The sequence below is a fragment of the Microbulbifer sp. ABH2_005 genome, from assembly GCF_056160005.1.
This window is the reverse complement of sequence record NZ_JBSWWI010000001.1, coordinates 2,104,183-2,113,857: the sequence shown is the minus strand read 5'-3', so window position 1 is coordinate 2,113,857 and position 9,675 is coordinate 2,104,183. Positions and strand designations below refer to the sequence as shown.

16 protein-coding genes are annotated in these 9,675 nt (G+C 51.2%); 6 read left to right on the top strand and 10 right to left on the bottom strand.

Annotated features, from left to right (window positions below):
* Positions 1-268 precede the first annotated feature (268 nt).
* From ACXAFI_RS09210 to dkgB, 5 genes are all read right to left on the bottom strand, one after another.
* Complete coding sequence (locus ACXAFI_RS09210; RefSeq protein ID WP_475108571.1) at positions 269-421, bottom strand: hypothetical protein; 153 nt, start codon at positions 419-421, stop codon at positions 269-271.
* Positions 418-882, bottom strand: a complete 465-nt coding sequence (locus ACXAFI_RS09205) for a GNAT family N-acetyltransferase (RefSeq protein WP_475108570.1) — start codon at positions 880-882, stop codon at positions 418-420. Before ACXAFI_RS09205 ends, ACXAFI_RS09210 begins: the two co-directional genes overlap by 4 nt.
* 493 nt (positions 883-1,375) lie before the next feature.
* Positions 1,376-2,326 carry a cyclase family protein gene (locus ACXAFI_RS09200; protein WP_475108569.1) on the bottom strand — a complete coding sequence of 317 codons (951 nt, stop codon included), beginning with the start codon at positions 2,324-2,326 and terminating at the stop codon, positions 1,376-1,378.
* Positions 2,327-2,438: 112 nt separating this feature from the next.
* Positions 2,439-2,756 carry a hypothetical protein gene (locus ACXAFI_RS09195; RefSeq protein ID WP_475108568.1) on the bottom strand — a complete coding sequence of 106 codons (318 nt, stop codon included), beginning with the start codon at positions 2,754-2,756 and terminating at the stop codon, positions 2,439-2,441.
* A gap of 71 nt (positions 2,757-2,827) precedes the next feature.
* The gene (gene dkgB, locus ACXAFI_RS09190) at positions 2,828-3,634 is read right to left on the bottom strand and encodes a 2,5-didehydrogluconate reductase DkgB (protein ID WP_475108567.1); all 807 of its coding nucleotides are present in this window, start codon (positions 3,632-3,634) and stop codon (positions 2,828-2,830) included.
* Positions 3,635-3,915: 281 nt separating this feature from the next.
* On the opposite strand from dkgB, the gene ACXAFI_RS09185 reads away from it, so the two are divergent.
* Together ACXAFI_RS09185 and ACXAFI_RS09180 are read left to right on the top strand one after the other, a co-directional pair.
* On the top strand, positions 3,916-4,071 hold the full coding sequence (locus ACXAFI_RS09185) for a hypothetical protein (RefSeq protein WP_475108566.1): 156 nt from the start codon (positions 3,916-3,918) through the stop codon (positions 4,069-4,071).
* An 83-nt stretch (positions 4,072-4,154) separates the two neighbouring features.
* Positions 4,155-4,274, top strand: coding sequence for a helix-turn-helix domain-containing protein (locus tag ACXAFI_RS09180; protein WP_475109806.1), 120 nt, complete (start codon positions 4,155-4,157; stop codon positions 4,272-4,274).
* Between the two features lie 80 nt (positions 4,275-4,354).
* Here the strand turns inward: ACXAFI_RS09180 and ACXAFI_RS09175 are convergent, their stop codons facing one another.
* The 5 genes from ACXAFI_RS09175 to ACXAFI_RS09155 all read right to left on the bottom strand — a co-directional run bounded on the left by ACXAFI_RS09175 (position 4,355) and on the right by ACXAFI_RS09155 (position 6,674).
* Positions 4,355-4,840, bottom strand: a complete 486-nt coding sequence (locus ACXAFI_RS09175; protein ID WP_475108565.1) for a hypothetical protein — start codon at positions 4,838-4,840, stop codon at positions 4,355-4,357.
* A gap of 126 nt (positions 4,841-4,966) precedes the next feature.
* The gene (locus tag ACXAFI_RS09170; protein ID WP_475108564.1) at positions 4,967-5,140 is read right to left on the bottom strand and encodes a hypothetical protein; all 174 of its coding nucleotides are present in this window, start codon (positions 5,138-5,140) and stop codon (positions 4,967-4,969) included.
* Between the two features lie 42 nt (positions 5,141-5,182).
* On the bottom strand, positions 5,183-5,446 hold the full coding sequence (locus ACXAFI_RS09165) for a hypothetical protein (protein WP_475108563.1): 264 nt from the start codon (positions 5,444-5,446) through the stop codon (positions 5,183-5,185).
* Positions 5,447-5,616: 170 nt separating this feature from the next.
* On the bottom strand, positions 5,617-6,033 hold the full coding sequence (locus ACXAFI_RS09160) for a hypothetical protein (protein ID WP_475108562.1): 417 nt from the start codon (positions 6,031-6,033) through the stop codon (positions 5,617-5,619).
* A 266-nt stretch (positions 6,034-6,299) separates the two neighbouring features.
* Complete coding sequence (locus ACXAFI_RS09155; protein ID WP_475108561.1) at positions 6,300-6,674, bottom strand: hypothetical protein; 375 nt, start codon at positions 6,672-6,674, stop codon at positions 6,300-6,302.
* Between the two features lie 194 nt (positions 6,675-6,868).
* On the opposite strand from ACXAFI_RS09155, the gene ACXAFI_RS09150 reads away from it, so the two are divergent.
* The 4 genes from ACXAFI_RS09150 to ACXAFI_RS09135 all read left to right on the top strand — a co-directional run bounded on the left by ACXAFI_RS09150 (position 6,869) and on the right by ACXAFI_RS09135 (position 9,662).
* A complete protein-coding gene (locus ACXAFI_RS09150) occupies positions 6,869-7,237 on the top strand; it encodes a hypothetical protein (RefSeq protein ID WP_475108560.1) in 369 nt (122 codons plus the stop codon).
* Entirely contained in the window at positions 7,234-7,623 is a 390-nt protein-coding gene (locus ACXAFI_RS09145) for a hypothetical protein (RefSeq protein WP_475108559.1), read from the top strand. Before ACXAFI_RS09150 ends, ACXAFI_RS09145 begins: the two co-directional genes overlap by 4 nt.
* Positions 7,616-7,798, top strand: a complete 183-nt coding sequence (locus tag ACXAFI_RS09140; RefSeq protein ID WP_475108558.1) for a hypothetical protein — start codon at positions 7,616-7,618, stop codon at positions 7,796-7,798. Before ACXAFI_RS09145 ends, ACXAFI_RS09140 begins: the two co-directional genes overlap by 8 nt.
* A gap of 91 nt (positions 7,799-7,889) precedes the next feature.
* Positions 7,890-9,662: a replication endonuclease gene (locus ACXAFI_RS09135; RefSeq protein ID WP_475108557.1), complete on the top strand. Its 1,773-nt coding sequence runs from the start codon at positions 7,890-7,892 to the stop codon at positions 9,660-9,662.
* Positions 9,663-9,675: the final 13 nt, after the last annotated feature.

The window sequence follows — 9,675 nt, the reverse complement described above, 5'->3', positions numbered from 1 at the left end:
AAACTAGTGAATTACTATATGTCCTATGCCAAAAGGTTTGAGTATTACTCAGCAGCTAATGGAAATCCCTGATGCCTGGAGAGGCAGTAATGGGCAGGAACAAGCCGACCAAGTCCTTTGATGAGATTAAGCATTCAATCAAAGAAGAAACAGAAAAGGCTTTGGAGCACTGAGAAAACCTTTCCGAGGAGGAACGTGAGTCTATTGATAAGGAGACTACAATAGGAACTCTGGAAAACCTAGTAGAGCCGGATAAGGACTCCTAAGGCTAATTATAGGGCAGGGCGGCAGTATTACCGCTTCTCCTTAACCCACTTACAGCGCCCACTTTCAACATATCGGAGTCAATGTAGCGATCGGTCGTAGCCATACTTGCATGGCCCGCATCATCGCGCACATGCTCACGGGGACGGTACTTCACATCTTCAGAAATACCGGTTTTGACATTTCAAGTTCCATATAAACCTTATCAAGCCCTTCGGCATACCCACTTTTAACAATTTCAGTGACTTTAAAACCGTACTTTTCGTAGAACCCTTTTGTATGCTGGGACGTATCGATTGACACTTTACAGTCTCCATACTTTTCTAAAATACTCCCCAGCCTAAACTCCAATAACAGCGTGCCAATTGACTGGCCGTGATTGATTCTACGCACCATCCCCCAACAAAGCCCAACTACCCCACCACTTTTCTCGTAGCCACCACACGCTATAACTTCATTGTTTTTTAAAACTATAAAATAGGGATTATAACCTGCACCTTTATCTAAGTAGGCCTCGAATTCGCTAAGCTCTTCATCAGAGAAATACTTATCTGAATTACTCTGAAATAGCGTTATACACGCTTCTTTATACATCTCAGTGTATTTAACGATCTTCATAACTTTGATTTACACTTAACCGGGATAGGGAGACATCTCGTGGCGCCCCTTCACTCACACCACCGGGCCTACGGGTCACGTACCACGGCGGTTCATCTCCTCATTTCTTATCACTTTACCAATGATGGCAATCCCAAGTCAGCAAAGTATCGATTCGGCAGTGCCCTCTAAAGGGTCGGACTCTTACTTGATCCCAGGAGCCTAGGCGGATTTCATCGTTTTCCATACCGCCCAACGATCGATACTTAGACGACGCAGTTTTAGATTAACGCTACGTCCCCATTGCTTCAGCTTTTGGTCGCGATCACCATGGGCAAATTGTATTCCGGGATTTGGTAGCTTGTTGTGTTGACTGTCTGCACCTGAGTTGGATCGGCATAGCTGGTGTTGGTTACGGGCGATCTGAACCGAGTCGTACAGGCTCCGGTAGCTTACATCTCGGGAATAGATGCTATTCAGTCGCTGTCTCTTCCTTCACAACTCAGACAAGTGTTCACCGGATCGCCACCGGGTTGATATTAACCTGGGTGGAGCCGACGTACAGCGGCTGGCCCAGCACAAACATGAACTCCCATGCCTTATCGCGTACGAGAGCGCGGCTATCGATCAGCTCCAAATTGTAGATGCCGCGCTTGGCGAGCATATACTGATTAACCGGAAACTCCTCATCACCCGACGGGTTAGGGTACACCTCAGACGCCCAGGTGTCGCCTCCAAAGGCAACAATGCCCTGGTCTGCAAGCCATTTTGCAGCTTCCATGCCGATACCTGGCTCAGTGTTGAGAAACTTCTGGTCGTCCTTACCTATCAGCTCCAGCCAGCCGGTGTTAAATAGCACCACATCACCCTCACGGATCTTGATACCCTGCTTCTGGAGCACTGCCTGGATGTCAACAACTGTGAACTCAGTGCCACCCGGGACTATCGTTTTCTTATAGTGGGCGGTCATGTCCAACACCACGCCGCGTGTGACAATCGGGGGCACCTTCTCGATACCGAGTTTCTTAACCCCTTCAACGGTGACGAAATCGGCCGCCTTGTGGCCGTTGTAATAGACGTGGTTGATACCGATGTGTCCAATGCCATTAAGCTGTGTGCCCACGCCCGTCCAGGCGTTGACCAGCTCATCGTTGAAGGTGAACTTGTTCGGACCTAAACTCTGTCCGGCCTGTTCACCGGGCTGAATGTTGTAAAGCTGGAAACTGCGGTGGCGGAAGGCTGGCAGATTTTGATCAACCGGCACTGCAAGTGGATAAGTCTTACCTATCTTCACCAAATCCACTGCCTGCAGTACCAATTCTGGAGTCAGTAAATTGGCAGCGCCGATTTCGTCATCTTCGCCGTAGATTGATGGGTACCAGTCGGCATCAGCAGCAACGTGTGTGCCAATCAACATACCGAGAATCAGTCCCGCCAGTGCAATAGGTGCGCATTTTTTTTTCATCGAAAGTATCTTCTTGTTTGCTTAGGGTGGACATTACGCCTACGGGGCCAACGAGGCTGTGATAGATAGGGTGCAATGGCTCAAGAGCACCATCCAGTCGGTGAAATTACAATTAGGGGGTAACTTTCAGACTCAAATTTCTGATATCGAAGGGTAGTCGGTGAGCCCCTTTTTGCCACCACCCAACAGGGTTACGCAATCGTATGTATCCAAGGCCACGCCTGTGCGAATCCGGTTGGGTTGATCTAGGTTGGCGACATAAGGCAATCAGGTTGGCCCAGCCTTCGGCGATGTGGAGATATCCCACACCGATCTCACCCAGCAGTTTGGCGGCGGCCGTGTAGCTGGTATCTGGGGCGGAGTTCTCACAGCTATCTCGACCAGGGCTTTGTTTCAGCGGCTGGAACAGGGAATCAATTATTTCAAACATCACAAGCCTCCAGAGCCGGCTTAGTCGTGCTGGCTAAATGAAAAAATTTCGTCAAGTGGTCACACTCTATGTCAGTCCCACACAGGAGCCAGGCCTTCCGGGTTGACTTCGCGACCATTACGTTCCAGCGTGGCGATCTGCGTCATGTCTTCATTATCCAGTCGCAATTGAAGGGCCAGCAGGTTGCTCGCCAAATTCTCACGCTTAGTGGAGGAGGGTATTACGGCATAGTCGAGCTGCATCGCCCAAGCCAGCGCAACCTGTGCAACAGTGGCATCATGCTTGCGTGCCACCTGAGCCAGCACCGGGTCCTGGAGCACCTTGCCGTAGGCCAGGGTCATGTAAGAGGTAACGGCAATGTCCTGCTCTTTCAGGAATGCCACTAGCTTACGGTTCTGCAGGTAGGGGCTGAGCTCGATCTGGTTGGTGGCGATCTCGCCCTTACCGACTGCGGCGATGGCTTGCTTTGTAAGTTCGATATTGAAGTTGGATATGCCTATCTGCCGGGTCAGCCCTAGCGCCTTAGCCTCCACTAGTGCGGCCATGTACTCGGGTAGCTCGACGCCGTTGTTCGGTGCCGGCCAGTGAATCAGGGTCAGATCCACATAGTCGGTGCGCAACCTGGTAAGGCTCTCTCTTAGGCTCGGTACCAGCTTCTCCGCGGCGTAGTTGTCAGTCCAGATCTTAGTGGTGAGGAATACCTCATCACGCAGAACGGCGCTCTCGGCCAAGGCTTGGCCTACCTCAGCCTCGTTGTCATAGATCTGCGCAGTGTCGATTGCACGGTACTCAAGATCGAGCGCATTGCTCACCGAGTCGATAGCGGTCTGACCGGTTAGGCGGAAGGTGCCGAGTCCGAAGCAAGGAATCTTGCTCATGGAATACTCCTATCAATTTATTAAGGGTGAATGAAATGGATTCATAATCTGCACCGAAGCCAACAATATCCTGCAGTATCGGGACGAGGAAGGTGAAAGAGACCAGTGAGCTACCATAGCCAACCACCGTTATCCTATAAGCCACAACAGGCATCGCTGAGCAGTACCCGGACCTGGCCCAGCAGCGAGGTCGGACGGGTATACAGGATATTTCTAGGAATGAACAGCAAGGGACCTAACAATGCTACCAGAGCGAAAATCGATACCTCCAGGAAAGTTGTGTGCCAGCCAAAGTGCTGGTCGATGAAGGTACTCAGCAGAGTTTCGGTGACGAAGGCCTGAGTCATGTCGAGAACATGCTGGCGCTGATTTTTAGAGTCAGGAGTGCTAGGGGCATGGCGGTATCCGGTAATTATGTAAAGATGTGCGCAGTCTGAAGATATTGCATTTGCCGAAAAAGCCGCCTTGAGGCAAAAGACTATTGATTCAGGATCAAAAATGAAAATTACCCTTAGGCACCATCACAGCGGCAGCCGAGCAACTGGAGCAGACTGCCTCTGGAGTCAGCCTCGCACTGGGACGTCTGGAACGCAAGTTGTGTACCACATTGCTACAGAGAACCACACTAGGCCTTGGATAAGGTCTCCACTTCTGCCTTGTCTTTAGCTACTCTTAATATCACCAAAGGGTTCTACCCATTGTTTTTCAATGGAGCTGCGATTAGGTTCCTAAGTTTGTAACTGTTTGGATCAGAGTTGGATAGTTCTGAACACTCCAAGTGAAAATCTCAGAAAAAGCATCTTTCAGCTCTTTTTTGGCAGCATCTTTCGCGGAGCTTATCGCCAAATCTTTTGCTGCCTTGATAAGGCGATTTTCTCTCTTGGGCTCTATTTTTATGGATTCTAATCCTTTTGGAGTCAAACACACTCCTTGAAAATTAAATCCATCATATTTTTCATAAGTTACTAAGCCGGACCTAGCAAGCCATTCGATTGATGGTTTTGCTAGGCTTGCTGGACTCTTATGGCGAATAAAATGAGTGTGATTTTCTTCATCATTCACCGGCACTTGAGACTGATCCCAAAGTTCATCGCCTAGTTTCATCGCCAAATCGGTGGGTGATATTTTAATCTTTAACGGAAAATGTTCATAAAGCTCCGCTAATAGAAGCCCAGAAATAGCTTCAAATATTTCAATGTTTCTCATCAACTTACTCCTTGTTTACTGGTAGTAACTCAATTTATGAGGAGATCATAATAGGAACTCTGGAAAAACTAGTAAGGCCGGATAAGGATTCCCGAGCTTCATTATGTATGGGGTAGGGCGGTAGTATTAGCGCTCCTCCTTTACCCGCTTACTCCGCCCACTTTCATGTCGTTCCCGCATGTCGGAATCAATGTAGCGATCAGTCGTAGCCATACTTGCATGGCCCGCGTCATCGCGCACATGCTCGCGGGGGCGGTACTTCACATCTTCAGAAATACCCGTATGGCGGATCCAGTGCACAGTGGCTGCCTTGAGATCTTCAGTATCTTCCCTTAAGCCTTCTTAAACCATCCGTTGGCGGGCAGCATCAAAGCAGTTTTGAACAATCAGGCGCACTTGTTGGGTACTGGTAACCGGGCCCTTGCCACGGGACTTGTGCACCAGAGGTGTCTGCTCATTAATGCTGGGCAGAGCAGGGAGCTGCAAATAATTTCTATAGCGTTTTAGTGATTGCCCGGCCTTTGTTACCTTTACCCGTAACGTGAAACTACCAGTTTCCGTCGCGATCTTTCTTGAAATCACCCATAACTGGTGCCGATCTTTCATCTGCAACCAACTCAGAGATTCGCAAATACATAGCGAATAGGGCGTTCATAATGAATAAAGTTCGCTCTTGATCAGTAGGTGATGTCTCGGCCATGATCTCAGCATCTCAGCATCTCAGCATCTCAGCATCTCAGCATCTCAGCATCTCAGCATCTCAGCATCTCAGCATCTCAGCATCTCAGCATCTCAGCAGTTTCCAGGACATATTCCCACTGCAAGTTGCTGATTCGACGTACAACCTGACTTTGTTGCTCACGTCGAACAAACTTACTTTTCTGGCGAATCAGTGCCACAGGATTGGCTGGAACCAAGCCTTCTTGATAGAGAAAATCGAAGAAGGATGACAATGCAGTAAAGATGCATTTGATCGCTGCCTCGTATGGTCGGAACTCCTTGGGAGAAGCCGTCGTGCCAGCACGAATCTCAACTTTGGACACACTGACTACGAATGGCCGCCAATCAGCATTCACAACGCGCTCGCCATTTTGTGTTTTGAACCTGGCAACATTCTTAGTTTCGATCCAGGCAATTGGCGGCTCAATGCAAAACAGCACAAACTCCTCAATGTGTTCGCGCCTCAGAGTCATTATTAAAACTTCTTCAATGCGCCACGCTCATTGCAGCAAACGCTCAAGTTCACGTCGGTAGCTGTTAGCTGGTGCAGCGGAATGGATTCTCAAGATTACTCAGGTTGTCAATGATTGGTGCTGGTGGCCGATTGGAAGCAGACATAGAAATATGGAGTTATTATTGGAATTCTGCAAACTATATGGAAAAACGGGCATTTAAAAAATATCCGATATTCATTTGATACCGGAAATATCTTTAGCTATTTTCCATACAAATCAATAACTTAGGCGATTTGGGTAAGGGACCCCGCGAGGCTCGAAATCGCCGGACTGCTCAATAATTCACCAGTGGCCAAAATGGCCAGCGCAAAAATGCCCGCAACTGCGGAAATCTTGGGTGTATGCTTTTTAGCGAGGCGCGCAAGGTTATCAAAGGCGGGGCTATTCTGTGATCTTTCAGCGGCGAGGCTCAATATAATTGACTCCTCTGAAACCTCTAAAAATTTAGCCGCAATCAATCCTTGTTCAAAAGTTAACTTGCCGCCGTGGTGGCGCATTTGATTAACGCGGTTGGGGTGTACTTCTAGTTTTTGGGCCACTTTGTAATAGCTTCCTAGGCGCTCTTTCATCATGGCCAAAATGTCTATGGTACTCAGCATGGCTGTAACTCCCTCCTTAGAATATTTTTTCATTATAGGTTTTATACACGCGGCCAATTAGCCTTTGGCGACTTGTATAGGGTTGTTTCGCTTGTATAGAGTGTTGTTGCTCGCTGTTGAGTAGCCCCGCCAAGGAGTAGCGGCGGGGCGTGTCGAACAGTGAGCCGACACTCTACCGCAAGCAAGGAACCGCTATGCATAATCGAACATTTTCACTTGGGGTTATTGAATCTGAACTGAACCGACTGGGAGAGAGGCCGGTGGCTGATTTCCTTGAAGGGTTGCGCAACGGCATCGACGAGCGTATTGCCCAGACTCAGCACTGCGAAACCTCAAAACAGTACCCATGCCCAGTCTGTCACGGTGCAGGCTGGTTGATCCTCTCTGGCGATATCTTCGCCTTTTCTCCCGATGACAAACTACTGAAGCCTATACAGCGCACCAGCGGCAAGAATATCCGCGCGGGTGTATCTCTCGAGTGCCCGCGCTGCCTGGGTATGCAATACGACCTGAAAGCCTTGGTTGACGCTTGGCGTGCGCAAGCGCTGGAGGTGGCCGCATGAGTGCCGCCCGCAAAATCCAACCCGATGACCCGCGCCGGGTTGCTCGCAAAACAGTTGCAGACATCGAGAAAGTTTTAGCCTCGGTGCGCTTTGGTAACCGCAAGCATTTAAACGATCAGCAAAAGCTGCAATTCCTGGTGCAGTCACTGCGGGCACTCGATGCCAACTTGCGCGAGATTGGCGACAAGGCCGATGCGCTGCAAAAAGATTTTGAGCGCACCCGCCGCGATGTGGCCGCCGTTGACCACGGTGTGCGCTCTGGAATGGATGACCACTACCGCGCTGCGTATGTGGCGGCCTCAATCAATCTGCTGCAAAACCAAATCAAAAACGCCCTCAAAGACCTTGGTGATATTCGCAATAGCGCCGGGGGTTCCCATGAATGAGCAAAAAGCCAAGTGCATGCGCGTAGAGCTGGTTTTGGACCGCTCCGAGTATGAGCGCTTTCTCGCGGTTACACGGGCTGTGCGTGAGCGCCGCCCGGTAGGCATGGGCCCTGCAACGGAAGTCTTGCAGGCATTTGATTATGGCCTAAGAGCTGCGAAGCCACTGGGTGAATAAGAGCTATGGAGGGACACGGTGCGGGGTCGGAATGTTTGGGGTTTTATTTTGGTCTTGCTGGTGTGCCTGCCTGGGATTGAGGCGGTAATTCGTGGAACAGATCACGGCACTAGAACAATTCAACAGCCGCATGCCGCGCGAGATTTGGCGGTGGCGGGATTCAGTTATCAATCAACACCGACCAGTGATGCGCGAGCTAATCGCCCAGTATGCGCGCGATTGTCGCGGGCATGGTTACGTCCTGGCCAACCACAACTTGCGCCGCATAGCGGCAGAGCTGGGCCGCCCCATGTTTGGGGCTGATGGCCTGTTCTGGGTAACGGCAACGGCTGACGACGAAGAAATCAAAGCCTATGCCGAGCTCTGCGCGGAGAGCTGCGCGGATATCGTGCGCGGGGATATGGCTGGGGATGATGTGGAAACGGCGGCGGCGTTGATCAGTGAGCTGGTGCAAATGGTCGGCGTTCAGTTTCCGTTGGTAATCACCGGTAATGATGACCCTGAGAAAGTCCGCGATAAGAAACTCGCGGCTATGGCCCGCACGGCCTGCCCGCGTTGGTGGCGTCGCCAGTTGCGCAAACTGTTTGGCCGTCAGGTTGAGCAGGTTTTGCGCACCACTGGCGCCGTGCAAAAGCGTCGCCAGCCCTACCTGTCGGACTGGGCTTTCAATCGCTGGAAAACCGCGCAAAAGCGCAACCGTGAATTGCTGGCGAGTATGGAAGCGGTGCGGGAAGAGGGCGGCGAAGAGGTTGCTGTCAATCTGGCTGATGCGGTGGACGCTTCACCGGCAAACCCGGTGAACCGAGAAAATGAGTTCTATGTGCGCTCCCGTGGCTTTGAGGAGATTGCTGATGATGTGGGAATGCCGCGCCTGTTCCTCACATTGACTGCACCTAGCAAATATCACTCGCGGCACCACAACGGGCCGCGCAATGGCAAGTACAACGGCGCAACGCCTAACGAAGTGCAGGAATATTTGTGCAAAGTGTGGCAGCGAATTCGCGCAGCCTGGAAGAAAAAGGGAATTGTTACCTATGGGTTTCGTGTGGTGGAGCCACACCACGACGGGACGCCGCACTGGCACATGATGCTGTATTTCTCAGAGTCTCAAATTGATCAGGCATGGGAAATATTCAGGGATAGGGCGCTTGAGGAAGACCCCGAAGAGGTAGCCGGTAAAGAGCGGGTGCGGGTGGACTGTAAGCGCTTGGAGGTTGGGGAGTCTGCAACCGGATATCTGGCCAAGTACCTGTCAAAAAATATTACTGGCGGTGCGATCGATTATGACCATGAGGCAGAGACTACCGGAACCGAAGGGGCGGCCAGGGCCATTGCCTGGGCCTCAATGTGGGGCATTCGCCAGTTTCAGCAGTTGGGCACGGTATCTGTAACCGTATGGCGCGAGCTGCGCAGGCGTGGTGAGTTTCTGGCCGGTGGTCTGGATGGGCTCGGCGATACGCAGTTATTTGAGGATATTCGCGAGGCTGCCGACAAGGGCGACTGGCGAACCTTTGTTGAACTGATGGGCGGACCTACGGTGCCGCGCAAAGAGCAGGCGATAAGGCCGCAACAATTACCAAAGCCGGAAAGCAACACCTACGGCGAAGAGGTGGAGCATATTCGCGGGGTAATCATGCGAGGCGCCGCGCGGTTTATCAAAACGCGGTTGCATGAATGGAAAATCCGGCGAGGCAATACCGCCAATGATAGAGAGATGCCGGTAGCGGATCGCGGGCGGTTAATGCCCGGTGAGAAATTACGGGGAGAGGTGGTTGTGAATAGTCCGTCTCGCTCCGAATTTGCGCGCGCAGAATGGCGCGCGTCAAGGGCGGCGCAGCCGCCCGCCTTGGACTTGTGTCAATAACTGTAACCCTGGA

Coding starts and splice junctions, on each gene's coding strand:
- ACXAFI_RS09205 (WP_475108570.1), bottom strand. CDS start 882: ATGAAGATCGTTAAATACACTGAGATGTATAAAGAAGCGTGTATAACG.
- ACXAFI_RS09200 (WP_475108569.1), bottom strand. CDS start 2,326: ATGAAAAAAAAATGCGCACCTATTGCACTGGCGGGACTGATTCTCGGT.
- ACXAFI_RS09195 (WP_475108568.1), bottom strand. CDS start 2,756: ATGTTTGAAATAATTGATTCCCTGTTCCAGCCGCTGAAACAAAGCCCT.
- dkgB (WP_475108567.1), bottom strand. CDS start 3,634: ATGAGCAAGATTCCTTGCTTCGGACTCGGCACCTTCCGCCTAACCGGT.
- ACXAFI_RS09175 (WP_475108565.1), bottom strand. CDS start 4,840: ATGAGAAACATTGAAATATTTGAAGCTATTTCTGGGCTTCTATTAGCG.
- ACXAFI_RS09165 (WP_475108563.1), bottom strand. CDS start 5,446: ATGAAAGATCGGCACCAGTTATGGGTGATTTCAAGAAAGATCGCGACG.
- ACXAFI_RS09160 (WP_475108562.1), bottom strand. CDS start 6,033: ATGACTCTGAGGCGCGAACACATTGAGGAGTTTGTGCTGTTTTGCATT.
- ACXAFI_RS09155 (WP_475108561.1), bottom strand. CDS start 6,674: ATGCTGAGTACCATAGACATTTTGGCCATGATGAAAGAGCGCCTAGGA.
- ACXAFI_RS09150 (WP_475108560.1), top strand. CDS start 6,869: ATGCATAATCGAACATTTTCACTTGGGGTTATTGAATCTGAACTGAAC.
- ACXAFI_RS09145 (WP_475108559.1), top strand. CDS start 7,234: ATGAGTGCCGCCCGCAAAATCCAACCCGATGACCCGCGCCGGGTTGCT.
- ACXAFI_RS09140 (WP_475108558.1), top strand. CDS start 7,616: ATGAATGAGCAAAAAGCCAAGTGCATGCGCGTAGAGCTGGTTTTGGAC.